The 26,211-nt window shown below is 71.9% G+C and carries 30 protein-coding genes; 18 read left to right on the top strand and 12 right to left on the bottom strand.

The features are described 5' to 3' along the window. The first annotated feature begins 11 nt into the window (after window positions 1–11). Both ABKA17_RS15945 and ABKA17_RS15940 read left to right on the top strand, forming a co-directional pair. Window positions 12–320, top strand: a complete 309-nt coding sequence (locus ABKA17_RS15945) for a hypothetical protein (protein ID WP_353692697.1) — start codon at window positions 12–14, stop codon at window positions 318–320. Window positions 321–488: 168 nt separating this feature from the next. Beyond that, the gene (locus ABKA17_RS15940; RefSeq protein ID WP_353692696.1) at window positions 489–662 is read left to right on the top strand and encodes a hypothetical protein; all 174 of its coding nucleotides are present in this window, start codon (window positions 489–491) and stop codon (window positions 660–662) included. Window positions 663–731: 69 nt separating this feature from the next. On the opposite strand, the gene ABKA17_RS15935 is transcribed toward ABKA17_RS15940, so the two are convergent. From ABKA17_RS15935 to ABKA17_RS15920, 4 genes are all read right to left on the bottom strand, one after another. Beyond that, a complete protein-coding gene (locus ABKA17_RS15935; RefSeq protein WP_353692695.1) occupies window positions 732–2,021 on the bottom strand; it encodes a hypothetical protein in 1,290 nt (429 codons plus the stop codon). 229 nt (window positions 2,022–2,250) lie between these two features. Further along, window positions 2,251–2,805 carry a GNAT family N-acetyltransferase gene (locus tag ABKA17_RS15930; RefSeq protein ID WP_353692694.1) on the bottom strand — a complete coding sequence of 185 codons (555 nt, stop codon included), beginning with the start codon at window positions 2,803–2,805 and terminating at the stop codon, window positions 2,251–2,253. 111 nt (window positions 2,806–2,916) lie between these two features. Further along, window positions 2,917–3,561 (bottom strand): SRPBCC family protein, encoded by a 645-nt coding sequence (locus ABKA17_RS15925; RefSeq protein WP_353692693.1) that lies wholly within the window; start codon window positions 3,559–3,561, stop codon window positions 2,917–2,919. A 49-nt stretch (window positions 3,562–3,610) separates the two neighbouring features. Further along, window positions 3,611–4,642 carry a medium chain dehydrogenase/reductase family protein gene (locus tag ABKA17_RS15920; RefSeq protein ID WP_353692692.1) on the bottom strand — a complete coding sequence of 344 codons (1,032 nt, stop codon included), beginning with the start codon at window positions 4,640–4,642 and terminating at the stop codon, window positions 3,611–3,613. Window positions 4,643–4,745: 103 nt separating this feature from the next. Here ABKA17_RS15920 and ABKA17_RS15915 point away from each other — a divergent pair, with 103 nt between their 5' ends. The 8 genes from ABKA17_RS15915 to ABKA17_RS15880 all read left to right on the top strand — a co-directional run bounded on the left by ABKA17_RS15915 (window position 4,746) and on the right by ABKA17_RS15880 (window position 12,158). Continuing rightward, window positions 4,746–5,393 carry a TetR/AcrR family transcriptional regulator gene (locus tag ABKA17_RS15915; protein WP_353692691.1) on the top strand — a complete coding sequence of 216 codons (648 nt, stop codon included), beginning with the start codon at window positions 4,746–4,748 and terminating at the stop codon, window positions 5,391–5,393. A gap of 370 nt (window positions 5,394–5,763) precedes the next feature. Next, a complete protein-coding gene (locus tag ABKA17_RS15910; RefSeq protein WP_053670392.1) occupies window positions 5,764–5,967 on the top strand; it encodes a cold-shock protein in 204 nt (67 codons plus the stop codon). Between the two features lie 175 nt (window positions 5,968–6,142). Further along, window positions 6,143–7,762: a DEAD/DEAH box helicase gene (locus ABKA17_RS15905; protein ID WP_353692690.1), complete on the top strand. Its 1,620-nt coding sequence runs from the start codon at window positions 6,143–6,145 to the stop codon at window positions 7,760–7,762. Window positions 7,763–7,893: 131 nt separating this feature from the next. Next, window positions 7,894–8,217 carry an SCO5918 family protein gene (locus tag ABKA17_RS15900; RefSeq protein WP_353692689.1) on the top strand — a complete coding sequence of 108 codons (324 nt, stop codon included), beginning with the start codon at window positions 7,894–7,896 and terminating at the stop codon, window positions 8,215–8,217. Window positions 8,218–8,668: 451 nt separating this feature from the next. Then, the gene (locus ABKA17_RS15895; RefSeq protein WP_353692688.1) at window positions 8,669–9,019 is read left to right on the top strand and encodes a MerR family transcriptional regulator; all 351 of its coding nucleotides are present in this window, start codon (window positions 8,669–8,671) and stop codon (window positions 9,017–9,019) included. 24 nt (window positions 9,020–9,043) lie between these two features. Beyond that, entirely contained in the window at window positions 9,044–10,393 is a 1,350-nt protein-coding gene (locus ABKA17_RS15890; RefSeq protein WP_353692687.1) for a sigma-70 family RNA polymerase sigma factor, read from the top strand. 92 nt (window positions 10,394–10,485) lie between these two features. Then, window positions 10,486–11,253 (top strand): SDR family NAD(P)-dependent oxidoreductase, encoded by a 768-nt coding sequence (locus ABKA17_RS15885; RefSeq protein WP_353692686.1) that lies wholly within the window; start codon window positions 10,486–10,488, stop codon window positions 11,251–11,253. Between the two features lie 140 nt (window positions 11,254–11,393). Continuing rightward, a complete protein-coding gene (locus ABKA17_RS15880) occupies window positions 11,394–12,158 on the top strand; it encodes a polysaccharide deacetylase family protein (RefSeq protein ID WP_353692685.1) in 765 nt (254 codons plus the stop codon). Window positions 12,159–12,208: 50 nt separating this feature from the next. Here ABKA17_RS15880 and ABKA17_RS15875 read toward each other — a convergent pair whose 3' ends face one another. Beyond that, a complete protein-coding gene (locus ABKA17_RS15875) occupies window positions 12,209–12,979 on the bottom strand; it encodes an SDR family NAD(P)-dependent oxidoreductase (protein WP_353692684.1) in 771 nt (256 codons plus the stop codon). Window positions 12,980–13,076: 97 nt separating this feature from the next. Between ABKA17_RS15875 and ABKA17_RS15870 the strand changes: the two genes are divergently transcribed. Further along, window positions 13,077–13,694 carry a TetR/AcrR family transcriptional regulator gene (locus tag ABKA17_RS15870; RefSeq protein WP_353692683.1) on the top strand — a complete coding sequence of 206 codons (618 nt, stop codon included), beginning with the start codon at window positions 13,077–13,079 and terminating at the stop codon, window positions 13,692–13,694. Window positions 13,695–13,746: 52 nt separating this feature from the next. Here ABKA17_RS15870 and ABKA17_RS15865 read toward each other — a convergent pair whose 3' ends face one another. Next, window positions 13,747–14,487: a DUF4232 domain-containing protein gene (locus ABKA17_RS15865; RefSeq protein ID WP_353692682.1), complete on the bottom strand. Its 741-nt coding sequence runs from the start codon at window positions 14,485–14,487 to the stop codon at window positions 13,747–13,749. A 214-nt stretch (window positions 14,488–14,701) separates the two neighbouring features. Between ABKA17_RS15865 and ABKA17_RS15860 the strand changes: the two genes are divergently transcribed. Then, window positions 14,702–16,021 carry a transcriptional regulator gene (locus ABKA17_RS15860; RefSeq protein WP_353692681.1) on the top strand — a complete coding sequence of 440 codons (1,320 nt, stop codon included), beginning with the start codon at window positions 14,702–14,704 and terminating at the stop codon, window positions 16,019–16,021. On the opposite strand, the gene ABKA17_RS15855 is transcribed toward ABKA17_RS15860, so the two are convergent. From ABKA17_RS15855 to ABKA17_RS15840, 4 genes are all read right to left on the bottom strand, one after another. Then, window positions 15,955–17,346 (bottom strand): phosphatase PAP2 family protein, encoded by a 1,392-nt coding sequence (locus ABKA17_RS15855; protein ID WP_502994243.1) that lies wholly within the window; start codon window positions 17,344–17,346, stop codon window positions 15,955–15,957. The genes ABKA17_RS15860 and ABKA17_RS15855 overlap by 67 nt on opposite strands. Window positions 17,347–17,540: 194 nt before the next feature. Then, on the bottom strand, window positions 17,541–17,834 hold the full coding sequence (locus ABKA17_RS15850; protein ID WP_353692679.1) for an SCO5918 family protein: 294 nt from the start codon (window positions 17,832–17,834) through the stop codon (window positions 17,541–17,543). Between the two features lie 77 nt (window positions 17,835–17,911). Beyond that, complete coding sequence (locus ABKA17_RS15845) at window positions 17,912–18,115, bottom strand: cold-shock protein (RefSeq protein WP_046247661.1); 204 nt, start codon at window positions 18,113–18,115, stop codon at window positions 17,912–17,914. A 246-nt stretch (window positions 18,116–18,361) separates the two neighbouring features. Then, window positions 18,362–18,682, bottom strand: coding sequence for a helix-turn-helix domain-containing protein (locus ABKA17_RS15840; RefSeq protein WP_353692678.1), 321 nt, complete (start codon window positions 18,680–18,682; stop codon window positions 18,362–18,364). 168 nt (window positions 18,683–18,850) lie between these two features. On the opposite strand from ABKA17_RS15840, the gene ABKA17_RS15835 reads away from it, so the two are divergent. The 5 genes from ABKA17_RS15835 to ABKA17_RS15815 all read left to right on the top strand — a co-directional run bounded on the left by ABKA17_RS15835 (window position 18,851) and on the right by ABKA17_RS15815 (window position 22,405). After that, window positions 18,851–19,762: an amidohydrolase family protein gene (locus tag ABKA17_RS15835; RefSeq protein WP_353692677.1), complete on the top strand. Its 912-nt coding sequence runs from the start codon at window positions 18,851–18,853 to the stop codon at window positions 19,760–19,762. Window positions 19,763–19,833: 71 nt separating this feature from the next. Continuing rightward, entirely contained in the window at window positions 19,834–20,328 is a 495-nt protein-coding gene (locus ABKA17_RS15830; RefSeq protein WP_353692676.1) for a MarR family winged helix-turn-helix transcriptional regulator, read from the top strand. Window positions 20,329–20,535: 207 nt separating this feature from the next. Then, window positions 20,536–21,159: a DsbA family protein gene (locus tag ABKA17_RS15825; protein WP_353692675.1), complete on the top strand. Its 624-nt coding sequence runs from the start codon at window positions 20,536–20,538 to the stop codon at window positions 21,157–21,159. A 26-nt stretch (window positions 21,160–21,185) separates the two neighbouring features. After that, complete coding sequence (locus ABKA17_RS15820; RefSeq protein WP_353692674.1) at window positions 21,186–21,992, top strand: MBL fold metallo-hydrolase; 807 nt, start codon at window positions 21,186–21,188, stop codon at window positions 21,990–21,992. 2 nt (window positions 21,993–21,994) lie between these two features. Beyond that, entirely contained in the window at window positions 21,995–22,405 is a 411-nt protein-coding gene (locus tag ABKA17_RS15815; protein ID WP_353692673.1) for a nuclear transport factor 2 family protein, read from the top strand. Between the two features lie 27 nt (window positions 22,406–22,432). Here ABKA17_RS15815 and ABKA17_RS15810 read toward each other — a convergent pair whose 3' ends face one another. Continuing rightward, window positions 22,433–23,230 carry an SGNH/GDSL hydrolase family protein gene (locus ABKA17_RS15810; RefSeq protein ID WP_353692672.1) on the bottom strand — a complete coding sequence of 266 codons (798 nt, stop codon included), beginning with the start codon at window positions 23,228–23,230 and terminating at the stop codon, window positions 22,433–22,435. A 174-nt stretch (window positions 23,231–23,404) separates the two neighbouring features. Between ABKA17_RS15810 and ABKA17_RS15805 the strand changes: the two genes are divergently transcribed. After that, the gene (locus ABKA17_RS15805; RefSeq protein WP_353692671.1) at window positions 23,405–25,468 is read left to right on the top strand and encodes an ATP-binding protein; all 2,064 of its coding nucleotides are present in this window, start codon (window positions 23,405–23,407) and stop codon (window positions 25,466–25,468) included. Between the two features lie 84 nt (window positions 25,469–25,552). On the opposite strand, the gene ABKA17_RS15800 is transcribed toward ABKA17_RS15805, so the two are convergent. Beyond that, the gene (locus ABKA17_RS15800) at window positions 25,553–26,176 is read right to left on the bottom strand and encodes a phosphoribosylanthranilate isomerase (RefSeq protein WP_353692670.1); all 624 of its coding nucleotides are present in this window, start codon (window positions 26,174–26,176) and stop codon (window positions 25,553–25,555) included. Window positions 26,177–26,211 lie beyond the last annotated feature (35 nt).

Genomic DNA, 26,211 nt, shown 5'->3' with positions numbered 1-26,211 from the left:
CGCTGGAGCGCATGTATCTCGTCCACGCGCATCTGGAACTCCCTCCCGGCGACCGTCTGCCGCCGGATGTCCGTGAGTTGGTGCGCGCGTCCGTCGTGCCCGGTGACCGCGTCGAGCATGTCGCCGTGCATCCCCGTTCCTCCTCCCGGCTCACCCTGGGCCTCTACCTGCTGGCCGACGGGCTGGGCGAGGCCGAGGAACGGGCCGTCCGCGTCTGCCGCCGACTGCTGTGCGACGTACCGCAGTTGGCGGGGGCGCGACTGACGGGGGCCGGGGTGCCATTGATGCCTCTGGCGTTCGAGGCGCTGCCGGTGGACTGAAGCGGCCCGTGTGGACGTATCGGTCCAAGGCCCTTTCCGTCCACCGGGGAGCCCTTCTCATGGGCCCGGGCGACGACCAATCTGGTGATCACCGGCCGGCAGGCGCGTCACCGCGGGACGCGACGGCGGGCCGGACCTCACACCTCGTCCCGGAAGGAACGGACAGCCATGCCTCGCACCCGTATCGCCAAGGTCGTCGCGGTCGTCTCCCTCGTGGTCGCCGCGGCCCTCGCCACCCCGGCCGTCACCTCGGCATACGGGACGGACGCCGCCGAGTCCTCCTTCGTCGTCACCGCGGACGCCGGCTGGCAGGCCGCCCCGGCCGATGCCGGCTGGCAGTAGGCCGCCCGCATTGCACAAGGGCGGCGCCCCCTCCTCCGAGGGGGCGCCGCCCTTGTGTCGTGCGGGGCGTCAGGCGATCTTGTCGTAGCGCAGGGCCACGTACGCCGAGGCCGGGTGGCTGTCGATGGTGCCGCTGTAGGCGTTCGCGGAGCGGTAGTTCATGTCCGAGTCGGGGCTGCCCTCGGAGTAGTAGTAGAAGGTGCCGGCGTCCTGGTCCTTCCAGCCGGCGAAGAGGACCGCGTGCCCCTCGCTGCTGGAGTTCAGCGCGTCGCCGGGCCTCAGGTCGGCCTTGGAGATCTGCGTCGAGGCGTTGTCGAGGGTCTGGGTCGTCAGCGAGGAGGTGAGGTGCCAGGCCATGGACACGAAGCCGGAGCAGTCGGTGCGGTAGGTGTCGTCGCCCTCGATGTCGGTGGCGTAGGCGCTCTGGCTGTACTGGATGTTGCGGTTGTACCAGTCCTTGGCCCGGGTCATGACCTCGCCGCGGTAGATCGTGCCGCCCTGCACCGAGTGCGGCGGGGCCGGGGGCACGTAGGCGCAGTTGTCCGCGTACGCCGACAGCAGGGTCTGCGTCCAGCCGGAGGCGTCCACCGGGTCGCTCGGGTGGTACGCGATGTCGGAGCCGTCCGCGTCGGTGGGGTCGGAGTCGTGGTACCAGTACATGCCGCCGTTGGTACGGCCGTAGTAGAGGCCACCGCCGGGGGAGGACAGCGAGTCGACCGCCGACCAGCCGCTCGACTTCAGTACCGCGCGGTCCCAGTCGTTCACGCCGTTGATCTTGTAGCTGAGCAGGCGTCCGTCCGAGGTGGAGGCGATGATGCGGTCGTCGCCCGCGGCGGCCAGCGTCTTGAGGACGAAGCCCGTGTCGATCACGACGTGCTGGCCGATGTGGGCCGACCCGGACGGCTTGTCCTGCGAGACCAGGTACTGGTGGAGCTGCCCCTCGACCGTGCCGTAGAGGTGGCCGGCACCGTCGTAGACCAGCTTGTCGAAGGTCCAGCCGCCGTCCCAGATCTTGGTGACTCCGGCGAGGGCGAGGGCGGTGTTGTTGGTCTGGATGTCGACGCGGTAGAGGTCACCGGTCGTCGAAGTGACCAGCACGGTGTTGAAGTTGAGCGTCGCCATCGCCTTCGGAGTGAAACCGAGGTCCGGGCCGATGAGGGTCTTCACGCGGTCGCCGGTGTTCGGCTCGATCTGCGAGTACGTCAGCCGGCCGTCCGACAGCGTGCCGTAGATCGACACGTTCCCGGTGCACGAGGCGACGGCCTGCGCGGCACCGCCGGCGACGGTGACCAGCCCCAGGGACATCGCCCCGACGGCGAGGGTGGCGGACGTACGGCGAAGGGCGTTCCTCAGCTTCATGGTCTCTCCTGCGGCACGGAAGTCGAGTGGGCGAACGCACGTCCCTGCCCCGGACAGCTGCCCTGCAGGTGCAGCTGTGAGGGTTGTTCACGGGTGTGGCGCCCGGTGGCAGGAACTACTCTCGCCGCAGGTCAGGGGTGCCGGAAGAGAGATCCGATGGCCGCAAACGTCCCTGGCCGGTTACGTCCTGACGGGGTGTTCGTCCCGCCGTGCGGCCAGGGTGATGCCGTCAGGACCGCCGCGGTTTCCACTCGTCGGCCAGGACGGCGTGGACCACCGAGTCCCGCCACCGGCCCGCCTTCTGGATGTGGCCGCGGATCGTGCCCTCCTCTGTCATTCCGGCGGCGGCCATCGTGCGGGCCGAGGCGGTGTTGAGCGGGGAGCGGGCGCCCCAGACCCGGTGGAGGGAGAGCTCCTCGAAGGCCAGGGCGAGCAGGAGGTGGACGGTCTCGGTGCCGTGGCCGGCACCCCAGGAGTCCGGGTGGAGGGCGAAACCCATGGTGGCGGCTTGCTGTTGATGGGAGTCCAGCGCCAGCCTGGCGGTGCCGATCAGCCGGTCGGAGGGCGGGGCGACCACGGCCGACGCGTACTCCGTACGGGGCTCCGTCGTCGCCGCCGCGACGCAACGGGCGACGAACTGGCCGGTCTGCTCCCGGGTCAGGGGCTCGAACGACATGTGTTCCGTGGCCCGGGGGTCACCGTAGACGGCGGACACCGCGTCGACGTCGTCGACGGTGAGTTCGCGGAGACCGATACGCGGGCCGGAACGCTGGACCGGATACATGCGGGAACCCTATCGGCGCCGTTGCCGCGGTACATCGGGGCCAGGTCCAGTGCCGGGCGGGTCAGCTGTGCGGGACCGTGGTCGCAGTGGGCGCCGGCCAAGTCGCCTGGTTCAGTGGGCTTCGGCTGTGGATTTCAGGTCGTGGAGCCATGCTTCGAGGCCCGCGCCGAGGGCTGCGGTCGCGGTGGGGACGTCCGCTTCGACCTGGGGGCCGGTCCAGGTTTCCTCGGTGTGGACGTGTACGCCGCCCTTGACCTTGGTGAAGGTCCACAGGTGGACGCCCTCGTCGATGCGCAGGCCCTCGCCGATCGCGGGTCCGCTCCACAGGACGCAGTCGTGGCGCCGGAGTTCCTGGACCGTGGAGGTGATGGCGAGGGTGGTGGCCGGAGTTGTGGGGGTGGCGGGTGCGGGGGTCGTCCACCGGAACCGCGAACCCTTCTTCAGACGGCCGGGGTCGAGACGTTCGGCGGTGGTGACCGGGGGCTGCCAGGACGGCCAGCGTTCGACGTCCGTCTGGAGCTTCCAGATCGTGCTCAGGGATGCCTTGATCACGACGTCGGACTCGTAGCGGATCGCGGCGGTGGCATCCACACCCCGGCCGCCGCAGCGGGACGTATCGCCGTCAGGGGCCGCCTGGGCGGCGGGGACGGTGGCGGCGAGTACGGCGGTGACGGCGAGCGCGACCGTGACCGCGGCCCTGCCCGCGCGGGGGCGGGGGCGCTGACGGGGTGAGTTCGACGGGGCGGTGCTGGACATGACGTTCCTCTCGGTTCGGTGCGGTGGGATGCGGTGAGGCGCGTGCGCGCTACGGGGTCAGGACGACCTTTCCGGCGACCGTTCCCGACTCGGCCAGCCGCAGGGCGTCGGCGGCCCGCGCGAGCGGCAGTTCCGCGGCGATCCGGGCCGTGACCTCGCCGCGCTGGAGGGCGTCGAAGACCTGGGTGAGGTCGGTGCGGAGGCGGGCGCGGAAGCGGTTCCTGGCCAGGGCCCGGCCGGCCCAGACGTTGAAGAAGTACGCGCGGCGGCGGTTGGGCAGGGCGTTCCACAGCCACACCCGGCCGAGCAGTTTGAGGACGGGCCACTGCTTGGAACCCTCGTCGTCCCGGGTCGAGGCGCTGCCGTACGAGACGAGCGTGCCGCCGGGGGCGAGGAGGCGCCAGGAGTCGACGATGCCGCGGCCGCCGACGTGGTCGAAGACGGCGTCCACCCCGCGGGGGGCGAGTTCACGGATCCGGGCGGCGACGTCCTCGGTGCGGTAGTCGACGGGGGTGACGCCCTGTTCCCGGAGCCTGTCGTGGTGGCGGGCGGAGGCCGTGCCGATGACCCGCGCGCCCGCGGCCCTGGCGAGCTGGACCAGGAGCGATCCGACGCCGCCGTTCGCGCCGTGCACCACGACGGTGTGGCCCGCGCGGACCCGGGCCTTGCGGTGCAGCATCTGCCAGGCGGTGATGCCGTTGACGACGAGGGTCTCCGCCTCGGCCGCGCCCACCCCGTCGGGCACCGGCACCAGGTCCGCCGCGTCGACGACGACATGGCTGGCCCAGCCGCCGACCTTGACCAGCGCGGCGACCCGGGTGCCGGTCAGGCCCGGCGCGACGCCCTCGCCGGTCGCCAGCACCGTACCCACGAGGTCGTAGCCGGGGACGAACGGGAACGGCGGCTGGTCGTAGTAGCGGCCGCGGCGCATCTGCTGCTCGGCGAAGGAGACACCGGTCGCCTCCATCCGGATCACGACCTGGCCCGGGCCCGCGGCGGGGACGGCGCCGTGCCGGATCCGCAGCCCCTCGGGCTCGACCTTGCCCGGCAGGACGACCTCGACGAGTCCTTCGGTGTTCATGGCGACCTCCACAGAGTCGGTGAGTTACTCGGCTTCGCGTTCGTTAGAAGTTATAACTGCACAACTTCGGAAGTGTCAATAACTTCAGTGATAGCCTCTAACCATGGTGGAACCGGAAGCGAAGACCCCGCGCGAGCGCTACCGCGCCCAGGTGCGTACGGAGATCAAGGAACGCGCGTGGGAGCAGATCGCCACGGCGGGCGCGTCCGCGCTCTCCCTGAACGCGATCGCCAAGCAGATGGGCATGAGCGGGCCCGCGCTGTACCGGTACTTCGGCGGCCGGGACGAACTGATCACCGAGCTGGTCAGGGACGCGTACCGGAGCCTCGCCGACACCTTCCACGCGGCCTCGCGGTCCGGCGCCGATCCGACCGCGCTGGCGCACGCCCTGCGGGACTGGGCCCTGCGGGACCCCCAGCGGTACTTCCTCCTCTACGGCACCCCCGTCCCCGGCTACCGAGCGCCCGACGACACCACCGCGATCTCGTCCGAGATCATGGCGACGCTGCTGGACGCCTGCGCCGCGCTGCCCTCGGACGGCCCGGCGACACCCTTCGAGGAGCACCTCGAGGAGCACCGGGACTGGGCGGGCGACCACCCCGCCCCACCCGCCGCACTCCACCGGGCCCTGGCCTTCTGGACCCGGCTGCACGGCGTTCTGTCCCTGGAACTGGCCGGCCATTTCTCCGGCATGGGAATCGACCCCGCGCAGCTCTTCGCCGCCGAGCTGGACGGCCTGAGCCGGATGTGACCTTCGTCGCGATGGCGGTTCCCCGGCGCGTTCGTGACCAGGTCGGCCGTCGGCGGGGGTGAGGGCGGCTCGGGTGCCGTCTGTGGAGGTCACAGGGTTGCGGGAGGGTGCGCGGGGCGGGAAGGGGGCGCCCCCGCAGGGCAATATCTGTGTTTGCGGAATGAGAAATAGGCGCGGGGCACGGCGAGTATTCCCCGACGGTCGGGCGAAGTGGAATTATCGGCCGTACGCGGACGATCGCACCGTGCTACTGTCGACGTCAGTTGCAGGTGTGGTTGCCAGAAGGTTCATTTCCGACGGGTTAATCAGCACGGCGACACGGAATTCACACACGGTGAATTCCTGAAACCGTCTCCGAAGGAGAAATGACATGGCTACCGGTACCGTGAAGTGGTTCAACTCGGAAAAGGGCTTCGGCTTCATCGAGCAGGACGGCGGCGGCCCCGACGTCTTCGCCCACTACTCGAACATCGCCACCCAGGGCTTCCGTGAGCTGCTGGAAGGCCAGAAGGTGTCCTTCGACATCGCGCAGGGCCAGAAGGGCCCGACGGCCGAGAACATCGTTCCCGCCTGACACCAGCGGCTACGCGCATACTTCGCAGCTGGGGCCCGCACCTTGGGGTGCGGGCCCCAGCTCGCCGCGTTTCCGGACGCGACCCCCTATCGAATTGGCTCGTTCTCGCGATTCTCTGCGCTGTTCATCTGCTGCGGGAATTCCTTGCTACGTGCCGTATCAAGGAGATTTCTGCATGAATCGCAACCGCACGCCCCGTACAAACGACCGCCGCGGTGGCGGTACCTCTGCCGGTAACCGCGGCGGGGCAAGCCGTGGCGGTGCTCCGCGCCGTTCCAAGGCGCCCGCGAAGCGACCGGCCGTGCAGGGCGAGTTCGCGCCGCCGAAGACGATCACGCCCGGGCTGCCGGCCGTCGAGACGTTCGCCGAACTCGACATGCCCAAGGCCCTGTTGGCCACGCTCGTCCGCGAAGGCGTGACCGAGCCGTTCCCGATCCAGGCGGCGACCCTGCCGAACTCCCTGGCCGGTCGTGACGTGCTCGGCCGGGGCCGCACCGGCTCGGGCAAGACCCTCGCCTTCGGCCTGGCCGCGCTGGCCCGTACGGCGGGCCGGCGTGCCGAGCCGCGGCAGCCGTTCGTCCTCGTCCTGGTGCCCACCCGCGAGCTCGCCCAGCAGGTCACCGACGCGCTCACGCCGTACGCCCGCTCGCTGAGCCTGCGACTGGCCACCGTCGTCGGCGGCATGTCCATCGGCAGGCAGGCCGGCGCGCTGCGGGCCGGCGCCGAGATGGTCGTCGCGACGCCCGGGCGGCTCAAGGACCTCATCGAGCGCGGCGACTGCCGACTGGGCGAGGTCGACATCACGGTCCTCGACGAGGCCGACCAGATGGCCGACATGGGCTTCATGCCGCAGGTCACCGCCCTGCTCGACCAGGTGCGCCCGGGCGGACAGCGGATGCTCTTCTCCGCCACCCTGGACCGCAACGTCGACCGGCTGGTGCGCAACTACCTGCACGACCCCGTCGTCCACTCGGTCGACCCGTCCGCCGGCGCGGTCACCACCATGGAGCACCACGTCCTCCATGTGCACGAGACGGACAAGCACCGCGCGACCACCGAGATCGCGGCGCGCGACGGCCGGGTGATCATGTTCCTCGACACCAAGCACGCCGTGGACCGGCTGACCAAGCACCTGCTGAGCAGCGGCGTCCGCGCCGCGGCCCTGCACGGCGGCAAGTCCCAGCCGCAGCGCACCCGGACGCTGGCCCAGTTCAAGAGCGGGCATGTGACGGCGCTGGTGGCGACCAACGTCGCGGCGCGCGGCATCCACGTCGACAACCTCGACCTCGTCGTCAACGTGGATCCGCCCACCGACCACAAGGACTACCTGCACCGCGGCGGCCGTACGGCCCGCGCCGGCGAGTCCGGCACCGTCGTCACCCTGGTGACCCCCGGCCAGCGTCGCGAGGTGGGCCGGCTGATGGCCACGGCGGGCATCTCCCCCCGGATCGCCGAGGTGCGGTCCGGCGAGGAGGAGCTGAGCCGGATCACGGGCGCCCGGACCCCTTCCGGTGTCCCGGTCGTCATCACCGTGCCGGAGGCGGAGCGCCCCCGCGGCGCGTCCTCCTCGTCCCCGTCCCGGAGCCGTCGCGGCCGCCGGGGTGGTCAGGGCCAGGGAGGCTCGTCGGGCCAGGGGCAGGGACGTCAGGGCCAGTCGGGCCAGGGGCGTCAGGGCCAGGGCGGTCAGGGGCGTCAGGGCCAGGGCGGCCAGAGCCGGTCCGCCGGTGAAGGCACGCGCGGCCGGGGACAGCGGCCGCAGCGACAGCGGCGCGCCGAGTTCGGGTCGGCCGCGTAGGGCCGCTGGGCTCGGACCCGGACCGTGGAGTGGAGCCGTCCCTCCCGGTCCGCCGAGCCCTCTCGCCCGCCGCTCTCCGCCGCTCCTCTCCCCGCCCGGTCGGCCCCGTCCCCTTCCCCCTGTGAGGCATCATGCGCTGCGTCATCGCCCGGTACCCGTTCGACCTGACCAAGGGCGGGGTGCTGGCCTCGATGAAGGGCGTCACGCCCGAGGCCGTCACGGGTGAGTCCGTGACCATCGGCCGCCGCCGCTACCCGGTCAAGCAGGTGGGTCAGATCCTCACCCGGCAGGACCGCCGCGACTTCACCAGCGGCGAGGTCGTCCGGGCGATGGCCCGCCTCGGCTTCACCTGCCACGAGTCCCCCGAGGCCGCTCCCGCGGTCGACGTGCCCGCGCCCAGCGCGTTCGAGAACGCCTCTGCGCTGCTGGGAGGCACCGCTTCCACCGAGGTGTGAGGCACCGGCGGGAAGCCGCCACCAGAAACTGCCGAGGGCCCCGCCGACATGCGTCGGCGGGGCCCTCGTCGTCGTACCCCCGTCTCACCGTCGCGAGTGCACCAGGTTGCCTGTGGCCACCGGACACCAAAATCTGTTCTTGTCGGAGTAGACATTGGACTCTGACGTGGCTACGCTTTTTCTCGTTGACACGGTCTAGTGAGACCCGGCAGACATGAACTGGCGGGTAGCAGTACGGCAGTACCCGTTCACCAGAAGTCGTTGGTCAGACCCCGGATTGGAGGGTGATCCCCGGTCACGCAGCCGCGATCCCCGCACCCCTCCCCTTCTCGGGCCGGGTAGCGGAAGAGGTCGGCACCGCACGAGAGCCGACAGATGGTGTTGAATTCCCTTCGGGGCCCTGGTGCCGTACGGCATCGGGGCCCCTCGACGCGTTGCACTACGAGGTGACATGGCAGCAGATAACCCACTCAGCGATCGTCTGGACGACGACGACTACCCCGCGTACACCATGGGCCGGGCCGCCGAGATGCTCGGTGCCACCCCCGCCTTCCTCCGGGCCCTCGGCGAGGCCCGGCTGATCACTCCGCTGCGCTCGGAGGGCGGACACCGCCGGTACTCCCGGTACCAGCTGCGGATCGCCGCCCGGGCCCGCGAGCTCGTGGACCGGGGGACCCCGATCGAGGCCGCGTGCCGGATCGTCATCCTCGAGGACCAGCTCGAGGAGGCTCAGCGCATCAACGCCGAGTTCCGCCGGGCCGCGAACGCCGCGTCCAGCGGTTCCGGTCCCGATTCGAGCTGACCGTGAGGTGCGGGGGCGGACGGTATGACCGGTAGGTGCCGGGCCTGCGGGGGCCCGATCGAGAGCGGTGGCGGCCCGGGGCGGGTCGCGTCCTACTGTTCGCAGGCCTGCCGTCAGCGGGCCTACCGGGAGCGGCGGCGGCCGGACGGCGCGCCCGTCACCGACCTGGTCTCCGAGCTCGGGGACCGGTTGGGGCGGCTGCGGCTGGAACCCGGGATCGCGTTCCACGCCGACGTCGAGGCCCTCTCGACACGGTTCGCGCGGTTACGGCGGCTCGCCCGTGAGGCACGCCAGACGGACTCGGAAATCGTCACGCCCGCACCTGTGACGAAATCCACGGTGACGAAATCCCCCGCCTCGAAAACCCCGGTGCCGGAATCCCCTGCCGCGCCTCCCGATGAAGACGCCTTCGGTGGGCTCGTCGAGGGGCATCAGCGGGAGCTGCGGGTGCACTGCTACCGGCTGCTCGGGTCGTACGACGAGGCCGAGGACCTGACCCAGGAGACGTTTCTGCGGGCCTGGCGGGCCCGGGAGACGCTGGACGGCGTCGACAACGTACGGGCCTGGCTGTACCGGATCGCCACCAACCTGTGCCTCGACTTCCTGCGCAAGCACAACCGGCGCCCCACTCCCTATGAACCGGTGCCCGGCATGGACTCCGGGGACGGGACGCCACCGCCGCGGCTGCCGTGGCTCCAGCCGTTCCCCGACGACCAGTTGCCCGAGACCCCCGCGCCCCGGAACGAGCCCGACGAGCGCGCCGTGGCGGGCGAGACGCTGGAGCTGGTCTTCCTGACCGCCATCCAGCAGCTGCCGCCCCGGCAGCGGGCGGCGGTGATCCTGCGCGATGTCGCCGGGTGGTCCGCCGAGGAGACCGCCGACCTGCTGGGATCCAGCCTGGCCTCGGCGAACAGCGCTGTCCAGCGCGGCCGTTCGGCGCTGCGCCAGGCGTTGCCGGGGCGGCGCGAGGACTGGTCGGCCGCGCCGCCCAGCGCCGAGGACCTGGCCCTGCTGCGGCGGTACATGGACGCGGCCGCCCGGGCCGACATCGACGGCATGATCGAGCTCGTACGCGAGGACGCGGTGCTCACGATGCCGCCGAACCCGTTCTGGTTCACCTCGCGGGACGCGCTCTTCTCGTTCGTACGGCCGAACCTCGATCCGGCGTCGCCGATGTTCGCCGGGCACTGGCGGCATCTGCCCGTGCACGCCAACGGGCAGTTGGCGGTCGCCGGTTATCTGCGGCGGCCCGGGACCAGTGTGTTCCGGGCCCAGGTCATCGACGTACTGCGGGTGGAGGGCGGGCAGATCGCCGAGATCACCACCTTCGAGCCGCATCTGTTCGCCGCGTTCGGGTTGCCGATGACGCTCTGAGAAAGTCGGGCCGGCAGCGATGAGTCCGGTCGGCCGGCCCGTCATAGGGGTGTCGGGCGCACACGGCGCCCCCACTCGAGGAGCGGACAGCCATGCTGGAGAACAAGGTCGCGGTCATCTACGGCGGAGCGGGTTCCCTCGGTGCCGGAGTCGCGCGGGCGTATGCGGCGGCAGGGGCGCGGGTCTTCCTCGTCGGCCGTACGGAGGAGACGCTGCGGAAGGTCGCCGCCGAGACCGGTGCCGAGTACGACGTGCTCGACGCCCGTGACGAGGACGCCGTCGAGGCCCACGCCACCTCGGTCGTGGAGCGGGCGGGGCGGATCGACATCTCCCTCAACCTCGTGCCGCGCGGGGACTTCCAGGGCGTACCGCTGACCGAGATGTCGGTCGAGGACTACACGCGGCCGGTCGTCCAGGGCATCGCCTGCCAGTTCGTCACCGCCCGGGCCGCCGCGCGCCGGATGACCGCGCAGGGGTCGGGCGTGATCCTCTCCCTGAACAGCGGCTCCGGCAACGGCAGTCCGATGATGGGCGGCACCGCGGCGGCCGACGGCGCGATCGACGCGCTGATCCGGCAGCTGGCCCAGGAGACCGGGCCGGCCGGGGTGCGGGTGTGCGGGATCTGGACCGCCGGGGTCAGCGACAGCCTCACCCCCGAGAAGCTGGCCGCCGCCGGTGCCCCGGGCATGGACGAGGCCGCCGTGCAGGGCATCCGCGCCCACCTGGACAGCCTGCGGATGACGAGGCGTTCGCCGCGGATCGCGGACATCGCCGCGCTGGCGACCTTCCTCGCCTCCGACGCCGGCGCCACCGTCACGGGCACCTGGGTCAACGCGACCGCCGGGATGTTTCCCAGCTGAGCCCGGGCCTTGGCCCTCCGGTTGTCCGCGAACGCCCCTGGAATTGTCCGTGATCGGTAACGGAGGGATCCCGGGGGCCGCGTTCCTCGTCCTGTCAGTTGGTCGGGATCGGCGCGGAACTGCGGGAGAGCGGGGCGGACATGGCACGGCACGGCGGCGGGCGGGGCTGGTACGGCAAGGTGCTGGGGGCGGCGCTCGGTGTGACGGTGCTCGCCACCGGTGCCTCGGTGTGGACCGCTCAGGCCGGTGCCGCGGGCACCCCGCCGAAGGCGACCGCGTCGGCCACGCCCGCCGTCAAGTCGGTGGCGAAGACCATCGCGCACGCCTCGGACGCGGGGGCGCGCGGCGTCAACATCACCATCGACGACGGCCCGGACCCCGTCTGGACCCCCCAAGTGCTGGACGTGCTGCGGGAGTACGGGGTGAAGGCCACGTTCTGCATGGTGGGGACGCAGGCGGAGGCCCACCCCGACCTCGTGAAGCAGGTCGTGGCGGCCGGGCACCGGCTGTGCGACCACTCGGTGTCGCACGACACCACCATGGACAAGAAGCCCCAGGCCTACCAGTCGCAGCAGATCCTCGACGCCGAACGCATGATCACCAAGGCGTCCGGGGGCGTCCGGCCGATGTACTACCGAGCCCCCGGCGGCGCCTTCACCCCCTACAGCCGCCAGCTCGCCGCCTCCCGCGGCATGCGCCCGCTGGGCTGGAACGTGGACACCAAGGACTTCGAACTGCCGGGCGCCGACGCCATCGTCGCCACGGTCCAGCAGGAGCTGCCCAACGGGCCGACGCTGCTCTTCCACGACGCCGGCGGCGACCGCGCCCAGACCGTCGAGGCCCTGCGCCGGATCCTCCCCTGGCTCAAGGACCAGGGATACTCCTTCGGCTTCCCGGTGCGCTGAGCCCGACCGGCCCCGCTCCGGCGGCCCGGCCCCGGCGGCCGGGCCCCGCGTCACGCCGCGACGACCGCCACTCCGGTCCTGCCCCCGTCGACGTCCACCACGGTCCCGTGCACGAAGGCCGCCTCGTCACTGGCCAGCCAGACCACGGCGTGGGCGACGGCGTCCGGGGTGCCGACGGTGCCCGCCGGGGTGCCCTTCATCATGACCTCGCCCGGGTGGGGCTCCTCGCCTTCCGCGGCCGGGGGCAGGATCACCCCCGGTGAGACGGCGTTCACCCGCACGCCCAGCGGCCCGAACTCCGCGGCCCAGGCCCGGGTGAGGGTCTCCATGGCTCCCTTGGTGGAGCTGTAGAGGGCGCCGAGCGGCACGCCCAGGCGGGCGATCCAGGAGCCGAGGTTGACGACCACTCCGCCGCCGGCGTCGGCCATGGCGGGGACCACGGCGGCGGTGAGGAAGAACGGGGCCTTGACGTTCACGCCGTAGACCCGGTCGAACGTCGCCTCGTCGGTGTCGGTGGTGCCGGGGGCCGGATAGACGCCGGCGTTGTTCACCAGGACGTCGATCCGGCCGCCCAGGGCCGCGCGGGCCCGTTCGGCCAGGTCCCGGGAGGCCTGTGCGCCGCCGTCCAGGTCCGCCGGCAGGAAGTCGGCCCGTCCGCCACGGGCCCGGATGCCCTCGACGACCTCCGTACCTCGTGCGTGGTTGCGGCCGGACACGATGACGTGGGCGCCCTCGGCGGCGAACGCCTCGGCGATCGCCTGGCCGATGTTGCTGGTGGACCCCGTGACCAACGCCGTCTTGTTCCGCAGTCGTTCACCCATGACGTGCTCTCCCTCGCCTCGTACCGCTGCTCCGTGGTGTGCGAACCAGGGTGCGTCGTGGAAAATGGACCGGCAAGTCCAGAAACTGGGAGGCCGCATGACGGACGCACCGACCGCGAAGGGCCGTGCCACCCGGGCCCGCATCGTCGAGGGGGCGGCCGAGGTGCTGCGCGAACAGGGGGTCGGTTTCGCGACGCTCGACGACATCCGCGCACGCACCGGCACGAGCAAGAGCCAGCTGTTCCACTACTTCCCGGACGGCAAGGACGAACTGCTGCTGGCGGTGGCCCGGTTCGAGGCGGACCGGGTCCTGGCGGACCAGCAGCCGTACCTGGGCCGGCTGGACTCGTGGGAGTCCTGGCAGCGGTGGCGGGACGTGGTGGTGGAACGGTACGAGCGACAGGGCGACCACGGTCCCCTGGGGGCGCTGTTCCTCCAGGTCGGGCGGTCCCGGCCCGGGGCGCGGGCGATCGTGACGGAGCTGATGCGCCAGTGGCAGGAGCAGCTCGCCCTCGGCATGCGCGCCCTCCAGGCGAACGGTCTGGTGTCCCCCGCGCTCGACGTGGACCGGACCGCCGCCGCACTGCTGGCGGGGATCCAGGGCGGCGTGGCCATCATGATGTCCACCGGCGACTCGACCCACCTCAGGGCAGCGCTCGACACCGGGATCGAGCACCTTCGCGCGACGGCGGGCGGCACGGGGCGCACGCGGTGACGGAGGGGGCCCGGGTCGTGCGACCCGGGCCCCCTCCGCGTACCGAGGTGTGTCACCAGGTGAGGGCGTCGGCCATGGTCGACTGCCAGTACGAGACCCGGATCGAGTCGTCCAGGTAGACGCCCTTCGAGGGCAGCGACGGGTGGGCGGCGCCGTTCGGGTCGCTGTCGAGGCCGACCGCGAGGGACTTGGCCGTGTAGCCGTTGGAGCCGCTGCCGTCCGCGGCGGACAGGAGGACGCTCGCGTAGCCCGACTCGCCCGGGGCAAGCGTGATCACGGCCTGCGGCTTGGAGTCCCCGAAGGTCGGCGGGACGGACTGGGCCCCTTCGAACTGGACGGCCGGGTAGCCCATGAGCTTGCAGTTCTCCGCGCCGGTGTTGGTGACGGTGAGGAGAAGGTGGTTCAGGGGCCGGGACACCTCGGTGGCGACCATCCGGCTGGAGACGCTGGAGCAGATGGCACTGACACGGCCGTCCTTGGAGCCGGAGGAGCCGGACGAGCCGGACGAGCCCGTGGAGCCCTTCGAGCCCCCGCTGCCGCTCGGAGGGGTCGCACCGTTCGCCCCGCCCGACGCCTTCGAGCCGCTCGCCTGGTCGGCCTGTCCCGACCCCCCGGACGTCCCCCCGCTCGCCTTGCCCGAGGGCGACGCGGAAGGCGTGGCCGACGATCCCGCCGAGGCGCCCTCGTCCTGGACGCCGCTCCCGTCGCTGCCGCACGCGGTCAGCGTCAGCGCGGCGGCCGTGAGTGCTGCGGCGGCGAGCAGGCGACGGGTGCGGCGAGTGCGAGTGGACATGTGAATCCCCCTGTGCGGTACGGGTGTTGGCGTGGGCCGCTCGACCGGGTGCCGGTGGCGGCGTGCTTGGATGATCAGAGCTTGCGCGGTGATCCGTCCCGGCCGCCACGATTGCCGGCGCATCCGGGACGCTGGAATGCTCAAAGGGGCTCTGACCTGGGGGAACGACCTTCCCCTGGAATGGGTTTCCGGGACGTGGGGAGAGGGAGAAACGGTGGCGGGCGAGGAGTTCTCGGAGCTGTTGGGCCGGTTGAAGGAGCGGTCCGGGCTCAGTTACGGGGTGCTCGGGAAGCGGCTGCACATGAGTGCGTCCACGCTTCACCGGTACGTCAACGGGGACGCCGTACCGACGGACTACGCGCCCGTGGAGCGGTTCGCGCGGGTCTGCAAGGCCACGCCCGAGGAACTGGTGGAGCTGCACCGGCGGTGGGTCTTCGCGGATGCCCGGCGGGGGCAGAAGGCGGGCGGTGCCCCGGTGGCGGCCCCCGCGGACGCGCCCGGAGACGGGTCCGAAGACGGGTCCGCGGAGGCTTCCTCACCGGAGGGGCCGACGTGGGAGGAACCCACCGGGGACGAACCCGCCGCGGAGGAGCCGCGGCCCTCGACCGACGCGCGCCGCGCCCGTCGTCGTACCGCCGTGCTCGCCGGGGGCGCCGTGGCCGCCGTGCTCGTGTCGGCCGCGCTCGCGGTGAGGCTCGTGCCCGGCGACGACGCGGACGACCGGGGCGGGAAGCGGTCCGTGGGGGCCGCCACCCGGTCCGGCGGCGCCGCCGGATCCGTCGCCGGCACCCCCTCCGGGTCGGCGAGCCCGACCGGCGGTTCGGCGTCGCCGTCCGTCTCGGCCGGTGGCAGTGCCGCACCCTCCGTCTCCCGGAGCGGTGCGGCCGGTGCGGGCCGGGGTGGTGGTGTCGCGGACGGGGCCACCGCGCCCGCCGTCACCGTCGACCCGTACAAGTGGGAGGAGCCGTGCAGCCAGCACTACCTGGTCGACCGGCAGCCCGAGCAGGTGCCCCCGCCGCCCGCCGAGACGGACGCGCGCGGCTGGGTCAACGCGCTCGGCGGGGTCGCCGCCGGGCAGCAGATGCTCTCACTGACCGTGCAGGGCACCGGGAGGGCCACCGTCGTCCTGGACGCGCTGCATGTGCGGGTGGTGGACAAGAGCGCGCCGCTCGCCTGGAACGACTACTCGATGGGTGTCGGCTGCGGTGGCGCCGTGCAGACGACGGCGTTCACGGTGGACCTCGACGCCGGGCGCCCCTCGGTCGGCACCAAGGGCGGGCAGCGCGACTTCCCGTACAAGGTGAGCGAGTCCGACCCCGAGGTCTTCCACGTCTTCGCGGACGCCCGGGCCCACAACGTCAGCTGGTACCTGGAGCTGGACTGGTCGAGCGGCGACCGGCACGGCACCGTGCGCGTCGACGACGACGGCAAACCCTTCCGGACCAGCGGGAACGTCGGGCGGCCCGCCTACACCTTCCCCCTCGGCTCCTCCGAGTGGGGACGGGACCCGTACGACCCCGAGGTCCGCGGCTGAGCGACCTGCCGCACCAGGGGCTCGGGCGGCTCTTGCGTCCGCGCGGCCGGCAGGGTCACCCGCTCCCAGCGCGTGGTGGTCCGTACGTAGCCGTAGATCACCGAGGACATCGCCAGCAGGAGCAGAGGGCCGTACAGCCAGGGCTGCCGCGCCATCTCCAGCGGCAGCCAGCGGTAGGCCACCAGGAGCGCCACGAAGACGGTGGAGCCGTAGGCGACCAGCTGGACTCCGGATCGGTGCCAGCCGCGGTCGTAGGTGCGCAGGGCCGCCTCGATGGTGAGGACGAAGACCACGCCGGCGATGAGGTCGACGCCGTAGTGGTAGCCGAAGCCGAGCGTCGCGGTGAGGGTGGCGACCAGCCAGAACGCGCCCGCGTAGCGCAGCGCCCTCGGGCCCTTGCGGGAGTGGATGAAGATCGCGACCGCCCAGGCCGTGTGCAGGCTGGGCATGCAGTTGCGGGGGGTGATCTCGTCGAAGGGCATGCTGTGCGGCGCGGTGATCGGCGGCATGGTCCGCGGCCACAGGTCGGCCACCGCCCACTGGGTGGTGGAGTGCGCTTCCGCCCAGAGGCTGATCGACGCCCAGTGCTCGGTGCCGTTGCCGTAGGCGAAGATCGGCCCGACCACCGGGTAGACCATGTAGACGGCCGGTCCCAGGAGGCCGATCACCAGGAAGGTGCGGACCAGGTGGTGGCGCGGGAAGGCGCGCTCGGTCGCCACGTTGCGCAGTTGGTAGAGCGCTACGGCGACGGCGGCCAGGGCGAGCTGGCCGTAGACGAAGTCGAGGAAGTTGAAGCCGACCGCGCCGGTGGCGGTGACGAACCGGCCCACCAGCCACGACGGGTTGCCCAGGGCGTGGTCGGCGGTCGCGACGTACTGGTCGAGCACCCAGTGGCGGCTCGCCGAGGTCAGGAGCAGCCAGGTGTCTCCGGCCTTGCGGCCGACCACCAGCAGCAGGGCCAGCCCGACGCCCTTGAGCAGCAGGGTCCGCTCCCGGCCGGTGCGGCGGGTGATCGCGAGGACTCCGCAGCCGAGGATCACCCAGAGCGCGCCGTTGCCGTAGAGGTTGCCGGTCGCCTTGACGTCGAACACCCAGCGGGCCAGCGCGAAGAGGACGTCCAGGCCGAGCGCGGTGCCGAGCGCGAGGAACCGTTGCCGCCAGGGGAGCACCACCAGCATCAGCGCCATGCCCGCGTAGAGCAGACCGCCCGACTTGGGGGGCAGGACCAGCTCGCGCAGCTGGTAGGTGATCGGTCCTCGCAGGCCGTAGTGGCGGGCGGCGATCTCCAGCGTCACGAAGAGTGCGAGGGTCGCGGCGCCTGCCACGACCCACAAGATCTTTATTCGCGAAAACACCGGCAACGGTACGTTTATCAACTGTTTGACCGATTTATATATATAGGCTGAAATTTTACCTATCGCGCCGCATAGCAGTGTTCGTCGCGAGCTCGAACATGTTAGCTGAGTGGCACACAGGTTTCACCTATATGGACGCATGACGACGGCGGCACGTTGCCTCATCAGCCGAGCAGGCGGTCCACGGAGCCGTACGAGAGGTCGGTGGCGGCCGCGGGGCGGGGCGGCGCGGTCCGGCAGGTGAAGCCGAGCCGGACCAGGGCACGGACCATCTCCGCGGCGGTGAAGTCACGCGGGTCCTGTCCGGTGACCACCTGTCCCACCTGCTTGACGCAGTAGACCCGGTCCCCGATGGCGACGCTGGCGCCCGTCGCGGGTACGGGCCGGACTTTCTCCATCGACTTCTCCACCCCGGCCTTGGTCAGGTCGAAGGGGTAACGGGCGATCACACAGCGCATGACAGGTGCCTCACAAAGGTCGGAGAAACGGGAAAGGGCCCGCACTCAGGGTGCGGGCCCCTTGCATTCGCCGTGTGTCAGGCGGGGACGATGTTCTCCGCCTGCGGGCCCTTCTGGCCCTGCGTGACGTCGAAGGTCACCTTCTGGCCTTCCTGAAGCTCACGGAAGCCCTGGGTGGCGATGTTCGAGTAGTGGGCGAACACGTCCGGGCCGCCACCCTCCTGCTCGATGAAGCCGAAGCCCTTTTCCGCGTTGAACCACTTCACAGTGCCGGTGGCCATGTGTTTTCTCCTGTTAGGCAGTGCTGGAACCCACACCTCGTGAGCTCCGTCATCGCTGTGATGATCACCTGCCCCGGAAAACCGGCATGAATGGCAAGAATGGCAACCACAACTGCAACTGAATTGAGCCTAGCACGGACGAAATCAACCGCACGGGAAAGCGGGAAGGCGTCCGGAAAATCATCGGCGTACCGGGAAAGGCTTTTCCGGGACCGCGCGGATTCCTACCGCGGCGCCGTGAGATATTCAGTCCTCGCGGCGCAGTTCCTCGTTGGCGCGCAGGGCGTCGTCCAGCTGGTCCTCGAGGCCGATGATGCGGCAGGCGGCCTCGATCGGAGTGCCCTGGTCGACCATGTCGCGGGCCCGCGCGGCCAGGCGCAGCTGGTGGCGCGTGAAGCGGCGATGGCCGCCCTCCGACCGTATCGGCGTGATGAGTCCGGCCTCGCCGAGCGCCCTGAGGAACCCGGGGGTGGCGCCGATCACCTCCGCGGCACGGCCCATGGTGTACGCGGGGTGGTGGTCGTCGTCGAGCCGGTCCGCGGCACGCGACCGGTCTTGCGAGGGCATGTACGCCTTCCCGCGGACCGCCGCTGTCACGGCCCGCACCGGGGAACTGGTTCCCGTAACAGAACTCTAGTCGGCCTCGGGGAAAACCTGCCACGGCGAGCACAGAATGGGCCGGGTCGCTGATGGAGGGGTGGACGCGCGGCTTCGTCAGCGGCGATCGTGGGCCGCATGAGTGATCACGGGGTGGGCGCCGCTTTGTCCGCGGACGGAGAGGCCGGCGAGGTGCGCCGGTTCTGGGGACGGCTCGGGCTGCCGGGGCTGGTCGACGTGCACACGCACTTCATGCCCGAGCGGGTGCTGCGCAAGGTCTGGGAGTACTTCGATGCCCTCGGACCGCTCACCGGCGGCCTGGAGTGGCCGATCACCTACCGGCAGGAGGAGGCGGAACGGGCCGCGCTGCTGCGGGAGTTCGGGGTGCGCGCCTTCACCTCGATGCTCTATCCGCACAAGCCGGGCATGGCCCGCTGGCTGAACGAGTGGGCGGTCGACTTCGCCCGCCGCACCCCCGGCTGTCTGCACACCGCCACCCTCTTCCCCGAGCCGGACGTCGAGACCTACGTCCGCGAGGCCGTCGAGGCGGGCGCGCGGGTCTTCAAGGCACATGTGCAGGTGGGGGCGTACGACCCGGCCGACGAGCTGCTGGACGCGGCCTGGGGGGTGCTGGCCGAGACCGGGACGCCCGTGGTGATCCACTGCGGTTCCGGTCCGGCGCCCGGCAAGCACACCGGCCCCGAGCCGATCGCGCGGGTGCTGGCCCGGCATCCCGCGCTGCGGCTGATCGTCGCGCACATGGGGATGCCGGAGTACGAGGAGTTCTTCGGCCTCGCCGAGCGGTACCGGGGGGTGCGGCTGGACACCACGATGGCGTTCACCGACTTCACCGAGGGCTTCCTGCCGTTCCCCCGTGAGGCCCTGCCCCGGCTGGCGGACCTCGGCGACCGCGTGCTGCTCGGCACCGACTTCCCCAACATCCCCTATCCGTATCTGCACCAGCTGGAGGCCCTGGAGCGCCTCGACCTCGGGCAGGAGTGGCTGCGGGCGGTGTGCCACGACAACGCGGCGGCCCTGTTCGAGCTGTGAGCCGGGCCGTGACCGGCACGGCATCATGATCGGGGGAGCATCGGCGGGGACGAGGAAAGGGCGGCGCGGCCGTGGACGAGCGGGTGGAGATCGCGACGGCGAAGCAGGCCGCCAACAACGAACTGGTCCTCGCCTTCGGGCGGTTGCAGGGCGCGGCGAACCGGCTGGAGTACATCCTGGGGCGGGCCCTGGAGGTGGAGTGCGGGATCAGCCATCTCATGTTCGAGGTGCTGCTCATCCTGGGCCGGGCGGACGAGCCGGGGCTGTCGATGCGGGCCGTCGCCCAGGAGCAGGTGCTGACCACCGGCGGTGCGACCCGGCTGGTGGACCGGATGGAGGCGGCCGGGCTCGTGGAGCGGGCCGAGGATCCCGGTGACCGGCGCGGGCGGCTGGTGCGGCTCACGCCGCTGGGCGAGGAGACGGCGGTCGCCGCCGCGCGGGTGCACGTCGAGAACATCCGCCGCTACTTCCTGGCCCCCCTGCCGCCCGAGGACCTGGACCGGTTCACGGAGAACCTGCGGATCCTGAGCCACTCGGCGCGGGACACCCTCCCCCGCCTGCCCTGACTCCCCTGTCCTCTCTCTGACCCCCTGTCCCCTCTCTGACCAGCGCGGCTCCGAGCTGCGGCCGGGGGGTCGCCGTGCTCTGATGACTGTAGAGGCGCAGGTGTGTCGGCCGTCACACCCGACGGGAAATATCTGACGCGTCAGTTACTGTTCTGTCAGATGAATCGCTCGCACCCGGCGGGCGCCACCCTCTGTCGAGGTCTTCCCATGCGGCTCGTCCACGTCTTCGACGCCTACTGCGGCTGGTCCCACGGTTTCTCCGGGACGCTCCGCGAGGTCGCCTCCCGCCATCCCGAACTCCCGGTGGAGGTGGTCTCCGGCGGTCTGTTCACCGGATCGCGCCGGGTCCCGATCCGGGAGTTCGGATACGTCCAGGGCGCGAACGCCAAGATCGCCGAGCTGACCGGCGCCGAGTTCGGCGAGGCCTACGAGCGGCTGATCGCCGACGGTTCGTTCGTCATGGACTCCGAAGCCGCCGCCCGCGGCGTCGTCGCCCTGCGCCAGGTCGCCCCCGACCGGACGGCGGAGCTGGCCACGGCCCTCCAGGACGCCTTCTACGTCGACGGCCTGAGCCTCTCGGACCCCGCCACCTACCGCACGGTGGCCGAGGCGGCGGGGCTGGACGCCGACGCCGTGGCCGCCGCCTTCGAGGCGCCCGGGACCCGGGCCGCCGCCGAGGCCGACTTCCGCCGCAGTGCCGCACTGGGCGTCTCCGGCTTCCCCACCCTCCTGGCGGTCGACGGCGACTCGGTCACCGTCCTCGCCCACGGCCACGCCACCGCCGACGAGGTCGACCGACGCCTGGCCACCATCCCGTCCGTCACCCGCTGAACCGCAGCACTCACAAGGAGCCCCGCATGAGCACCCTCTCCTTCCAGGTACTCGACCTGGACTTCCCGGCCGGCAGCAGGAACAAGACCGCCACCCTCGTCACCGGCGAGACCGAGGCGCTGCTGGTCGACGCGGCCTTCACGCGCGCCGACGGCCACCGGCTGGCCGCCGCGGTCCTCGACTCGGGCAAGACACTCACCACCGTGTTCGTCAGCCACGGCGACCCCGACTTCTACTTCGGCGCCGAGGTCATCGCCGACGCCTTCCCGGACGCCGTGTTCGTCGCCACGCCGATCGTCATCGAGCACATCAAGCACTCCTACGAGGGCAAGCTCAAGGCCTGGGCCGCGCTCGGCCCGAACCTGCCCACCCGGCTGGTCGACCTCCAGCCGCTGACCGGCGACCTCACCCTCGAGGGCCACCGCTTCGAGCTCAAGGGCGGCACCCCCGAGCTGCCCGACCGCCACTACCTCTGGCAGGCCGAGCACCGCGCCCTGATCGGCGGCGTCCTGCTCTTCCAGCAGGAGCACGTCTGGGTCGCCGACACCGCCACCCCCGAGTCCCGGTCCGCCTGGATCAAGGTCCTGGACGAGATGGCCGCGCTGGAGCCGCAGCTGGTCGTGCCCGGCCACCGCCTCCCCGACACCGCCGCCGACGCCTCCGCCATCACCGCCACCCGCGACTACCTCCTCGCCTTCGAGGAGGAGCTCGCCAAGGCCGCCGACGGTGCCGCGCTCACCGAGGCGCTCGTCGCCCGCTACCCCGACAACGGCATGCTGATCGCCGCCCAGATCGGGGCGAAGGTCGCCAAGGGCGAGATGAAGTGGGGCTGACCATGGCCGAGTTCGCGACCTCCACCGCGCCCGCCGACGTCGTACGGCGTCAGTACCTGGCCTCCGCCGCCGGTGACCTGGAGGCCCTGCGGGCCACCCTCGCGCCCGACGTGGAGTGGACGGAGATGGCCGGCTTCCCCCTCGCCGGCACCTACCGCACCCCCGACGGTGTCACGTCCAACGTGATGGAGAAGCTCGGCCAGGACTGGGACGGCTGGGCCGCCCATGACGACACCTATGTCGTCGACGGCGAGAACGTCGCCGTCCTGGCCCGCTACACCGCCGTCAACAAGGCCACCGGCAAGCCGATCGCCGTACGCGTCGCACACCACTTCGTCGTCCGCGGCGGACTCATCGTGCGCTTCGAGCAGTTCGTCGACACGGCCCTGGTCCGGGAGGCGATGACGGACTGACCGGGACGCGGGCGCCGCCTGCGGGCATCAGCCCCAGGTGGCGTCCAACTTCCCGTAGTAGCCCGCGATGTAGCCCGCCAGGGTGGGGTGGAAGACCTCGGTCCCGGCGGTCAGGTCGTTGATCCACGGGTCGGCGCCGCAGGCCCCGTGACCGTTGAACGCCTCGCGCACGTCGAGGAAGGTGACCGGCTCCTTGGCCGCCGCGGCCCTGGTGCCCTCGGCGAGGGCGTCGGCGAAGCCGTTCATGTAGGTGCGCCGGTCGGAGTCCAGGTCCACCAGGGGGCAGGTACCGGTCGCCGAGAGCGCCCGCGGGTAGCCGAGGACGGTGATCTTCGCGTGCGGCGCCCGCGTCTTGATGTCCTTGTAGAGCGCGGCGAGTTCGTCCACCAGCTGGTTCCTGGCGTAGTACGACATCCAGTCCGTGGCCGTCTTGCAGTAACTGTCGGTCTGGGTGAGACAGGCCTGGACGACACTGCTGAACTGGGTGTCGTTGCCGCCGACGGTGAGGGTGACGAAGTCGGTGCCGGTGCTCAGCGCGGACAGCTGGTTCGCGCGCACGTCCGCGATGGTCGCGCCGCTGCACGAGACGTCCGTCAGCTTGTACTCGTCGTGCACATCCGCCCACAGCGCCGGGTAACTCACCGCGCTGCGCTTGCAGTCGCCGCTCGCGCCGTCGTAGTGGCCCGCGCCGACGCCGGACGCGTACGAGTCCCCGAGGGCCACGTACTCCTGCTCGGTAGCCGCCTGGGCGGGGGTCGCGGTGGCGGCCGCGAGACCGGCGACCGCCATGACCGTGCTGACGAGGGCCGACTTCAATCTACGCATGAGGTGTCTTGGGTTCCTTCTGAGTCCGGATGGCGGGGTCCGAACGTAACTCCGGTGTGTTGCCCGGAACTTGTCGCCGCGTTGTCGCCTGCTCGGGGGTCGCGTCCGCGACAGGACGGTCACATGAATCCCGTAGCCTGCATGCTCCGATGTCGCCAGGGAGGGGGCCGACCGGTGGACTCAGGTGTGGAACCCGCGTTGCGGTTCGGTGTGCTGGGGCCCGTCGAGGTGGTGCATGGCAACGTTGCCCTCGATCTGGGGCCCCGGCAGCGCCGTCTGCTGCTCGTGCGGCTGCTCGTCGAGGACGGCCGGCCCGTCTCGGCGGACACCCTCTGCCGCGACCTGTGGCCCACGGACCGTCCGACCGGCGCCGCCTCCTCCGTGCGCGCCCACGTCAGCCGGCTGCGCACCGTCCTCGACCCGGTCCGCCAAGGCCGGTCCACCACCCTGGTCAGCGGGCCGGCCGGATACGCCCTGAAGGTGCCGCGCGAGGCACGCGACACCGCCCTCTTCGAGGACGCCGTGAGCCGGGCCCGCGAGGCCCTGCGGGTCCGCCGACTCCCCACCGCCCGCCAGGAGATCGACGCGGCACTCGCCCTGTGGCGGGGCGAGGCGCTGGCCGAGGCCGCCGAGCACGCCTTCGCGCTGCGGGAGCGCACCCGGCTGGACGGCGCCCTCCAGGACGCCAGAGAGCTCCAGGCCACGATCCTCGTCCAGCAGGGCGAGACGGAACAGGCGATCGACGTCGCCGACAGCCTCGTACTGCGGGATCCGCACCGCGAGACGTCCTGGGCGCTGCTGATGCGGGCGCTGTACGCGGCGGGGCGGCCGGTGGAGGCGCTTCGGCAGTACGAGCGGTTCCGCGACATGCTCGCCACGGAGCTCGGGCTCGACCCCAGTCCCCAGCTGCGGGACCTGCACACCGCGATCCTGCGGCACGACGCCGTCGTCCTCGGCGCCCCTTCGGCCGGTACGACGCTCTCGGTCGGCCCCGACCACACCGCGCCCGGCGCGCACAGCGAGCCGCGGCACTTCGTGGGCCGGGGTGAGGAGACCGGGCAGCTGGCCGCGCTGCTGTCGGCCGCGGCGACGGGCCGGCCCCGCTGGGCCGTGGTCCACGGGGAGCAGGGGTACGGCAAGACGCGGCTGGTGGAGGAGCTGTCCGCGCGGGCCCTGGCCGCCGGGTTCACCGTCGCCCGCACCCGGGCCGGGCAGGCGCTCAGCGGCAACCGCGGGATATCCCAGACCTGCCCGACCGTCCAGATCCTCGACGCGCTGCGGCAGGACGGCCGGGACTCCGCGCAGGACGACGTGGCGCAGAAGGATCCGCTCGCCACGGTGGTGCGGGAGCTCACGCAGGCGCCCACGCTCTGTGTCGTCGACGACCTCGACCAGGCGCCGCAGGGATTCCACCGGCTGCTGCGGCGGCTCGCGCAGGTGCTGCGGGAGGGGCCCGTCCTCTTCGTCTGCACCCTGCGCAGCGGCGACAACCCGCACTCCAGCATGCTGCTCGCGGACCTGGCCCTGCTCGACACGGCGTGGCTGACCCTGGCGCCCCTCACCGTCGACGACGTGGCCGAACTGCTCGCGGCGCGCGGCGAGGACACCGGCCCCGAGGAGGCCGCGGCCCTGCACCGGCGCTCCGAGGGGCACCCGTTCGCCCTGACCGAGCTGACCGGACTCCCGCCCGGTGAACGCACCGGTCCGTCGGCCCGGGTACCGGCCGCGGTGCGCAACCTCCTCCAGGCCCGTCTCCTCGAACTCTCCGACCCGGTCCGCAGGATGCTCACCTTCGCCGCCGCCGACGGGGAGTGGCTGGACGTCGCGCTCCTCGCCGCCGTCCAGGGTCTGGCCCCCGACGGACTCCTGCCCCTGATCGACGCCGCCGTCACCGCCCGCGTCCTGGTCTGGGACCCCGACCCCGATGCCACCGGGACCGGCCGCTACCGCCTTCCCGAGCTCCCCCGCGACGTCGTCCTGAGCACCCAGACCCCCTCAGCCCGTCAGCTCCGGCACGCCGCCCTGGCCCGAGAACTGGCCCGCCGCCCCGACGCCGACCCGGACCGGCTGACCCGGCACCTGCGCGCGGCGGGCCCGATGGCACCGGCGCCGGCCGCGACGAGAGCCGGCCCGCGGGAGCCGGTGGCCCGTTCCGGAGCGGAGGCGGACATGGGGAGCGCCGAGGCCGAGGTGCCGAAGGGGCGGTGTCACTGGGCGGGACCGGCGCGGTGGAGGTGACCGGGGCGTTGAATCTCGCCCCGCGCCCCGCGCCCCGCACCCCGCGCCCCGCGCCCGGTGACCGGTGACCGGTGACCGTTGCCGTCAGACCTGCGGCCGGGCCGCCTTGACGAAGGCCGTGATGAGGGCGGGGTCCTTGACGCCGCGGGTGTGCTCGACGCCGCTGGAGACGTCGACTCCCCAAGGGCTGGTGGCCTGGACGGCCTCGCGCACGTTGTCGGGGGTGAGCCCGCCGGCCAGGAGCCACTTCTCACCGGGGGCGGCGAGCGGCTTGCTGGACCAGTCCCAGGCGATGCCGGAGCCGGGGATGGGCGCGTCGAGCAGGAGCATGTCCTCGCCGTACTCGCCGACCCGGGGCACGCCCTCGCCGAAGGCGGCGGCGCGGATCAGGGTCCAGTCGCCGGTGGCGAGGTCGGCGTAGTAGCCGCGGTCCTCGGGGCCGTGCAGCTGGACGGCGCGGATGCCGGACTCGCCGGCGGTGGACGTGACGAAGTCCAGGGGCTCCTTGCGGAAGACACCGACCGTCAGGACGTGCTCGGGCACGCGACGGCTCAGCCGGAGAGCCGTGGCGGCGTCGATGCACCGCGGGCTCTCCGAGAAGACGAAGCCGATGGCATCGGCGCCCGCCTCGACCGCCGTGTCGACGTCCCGGTCGGTCTTGAGGCCGCAGATCTTGATGAACAGGGGTTCGCTGGAGTTGTCGCTCACAGGTCACAGACTGCCGTATCGCGCGCCGAAGGCCC

This window comes from Streptomyces sp. RG80 (assembly GCF_040446465.1).
Classification (GTDB): Bacteria; Actinomycetota; Actinomycetes; order Streptomycetales; family Streptomycetaceae; genus Streptomyces.
This window is presented reverse-complemented; position numbering and strand designations above follow the sequence as displayed.

Coding starts and splice junctions, on each gene's coding strand:
- ABKA17_RS15845 (WP_046247661.1), bottom strand. CDS start 18,115: ATGGCCACCGGCACTGTGAAGTGGTTCAACGCGGAAAAGGGCTTCGGC.
- ABKA17_RS15905 (WP_353692690.1), top strand. CDS start 6,143: ATGAATCGCAACCGCACGCCCCGTACAAACGACCGCCGCGGTGGCGGT.
- ABKA17_RS15820 (WP_353692674.1), top strand. CDS start 21,186: ATGAGCACCCTCTCCTTCCAGGTACTCGACCTGGACTTCCCGGCCGGC.
- ABKA17_RS15940 (WP_353692696.1), top strand. CDS start 489: ATGCCTCGCACCCGTATCGCCAAGGTCGTCGCGGTCGTCTCCCTCGTG.
- ABKA17_RS15915 (WP_353692691.1), top strand. CDS start 4,746: ATGGTGGAACCGGAAGCGAAGACCCCGCGCGAGCGCTACCGCGCCCAG.
- ABKA17_RS15850 (WP_353692679.1), bottom strand. CDS start 17,834: ATGCGCTGTGTGATCGCCCGTTACCCCTTCGACCTGACCAAGGCCGGG.
- ABKA17_RS15890 (WP_353692687.1), top strand. CDS start 9,044: ATGACCGGTAGGTGCCGGGCCTGCGGGGGCCCGATCGAGAGCGGTGGC.
- ABKA17_RS15935 (WP_353692695.1), bottom strand. CDS start 2,021: ATGAAGCTGAGGAACGCCCTTCGCCGTACGTCCGCCACCCTCGCCGTC.
- ABKA17_RS15900 (WP_353692689.1), top strand. CDS start 7,894: ATGCGCTGCGTCATCGCCCGGTACCCGTTCGACCTGACCAAGGGCGGG.
- ABKA17_RS15810 (WP_353692672.1), bottom strand. CDS start 23,230: ATGCGTAGATTGAAGTCGGCCCTCGTCAGCACGGTCATGGCGGTCGCC.
- ABKA17_RS15885 (WP_353692686.1), top strand. CDS start 10,486: ATGCTGGAGAACAAGGTCGCGGTCATCTACGGCGGAGCGGGTTCCCTC.
- ABKA17_RS15920 (WP_353692692.1), bottom strand. CDS start 4,642: ATGAACACCGAAGGACTCGTCGAGGTCGTCCTGCCGGGCAAGGTCGAG.
- ABKA17_RS15880 (WP_353692685.1), top strand. CDS start 11,394: ATGGCACGGCACGGCGGCGGGCGGGGCTGGTACGGCAAGGTGCTGGGG.
- ABKA17_RS15865 (WP_353692682.1), bottom strand. CDS start 14,487: ATGTCCACTCGCACTCGCCGCACCCGTCGCCTGCTCGCCGCCGCAGCA.
- ABKA17_RS15815 (WP_353692673.1), top strand. CDS start 21,995: ATGGCCGAGTTCGCGACCTCCACCGCGCCCGCCGACGTCGTACGGCGT.
- ABKA17_RS15870 (WP_353692683.1), top strand. CDS start 13,077: ATGACGGACGCACCGACCGCGAAGGGCCGTGCCACCCGGGCCCGCATC.
- ABKA17_RS15945 (WP_353692697.1), top strand. CDS start 12: ATGTATCTCGTCCACGCGCATCTGGAACTCCCTCCCGGCGACCGTCTG.
- ABKA17_RS15875 (WP_353692684.1), bottom strand. CDS start 12,979: ATGGGTGAACGACTGCGGAACAAGACGGCGTTGGTCACGGGGTCCACC.
- ABKA17_RS15835 (WP_353692677.1), top strand. CDS start 18,851: ATGAGTGATCACGGGGTGGGCGCCGCTTTGTCCGCGGACGGAGAGGCC.
- ABKA17_RS15825 (WP_353692675.1), top strand. CDS start 20,536: ATGCGGCTCGTCCACGTCTTCGACGCCTACTGCGGCTGGTCCCACGGT.
- ABKA17_RS15925 (WP_353692693.1), bottom strand. CDS start 3,561: ATGTCCAGCACCGCCCCGTCGAACTCACCCCGTCAGCGCCCCCGCCCC.
- ABKA17_RS15910 (WP_053670392.1), top strand. CDS start 5,764: ATGGCTACCGGTACCGTGAAGTGGTTCAACTCGGAAAAGGGCTTCGGC.
- ABKA17_RS15930 (WP_353692694.1), bottom strand. CDS start 2,805: ATGTATCCGGTCCAGCGTTCCGGCCCGCGTATCGGTCTCCGCGAACTC.
- ABKA17_RS15895 (WP_353692688.1), top strand. CDS start 8,669: ATGGCAGCAGATAACCCACTCAGCGATCGTCTGGACGACGACGACTAC.
- ABKA17_RS15840 (WP_353692678.1), bottom strand. CDS start 18,682: ATGCCCTCGCAAGACCGGTCGCGTGCCGCGGACCGGCTCGACGACGAC.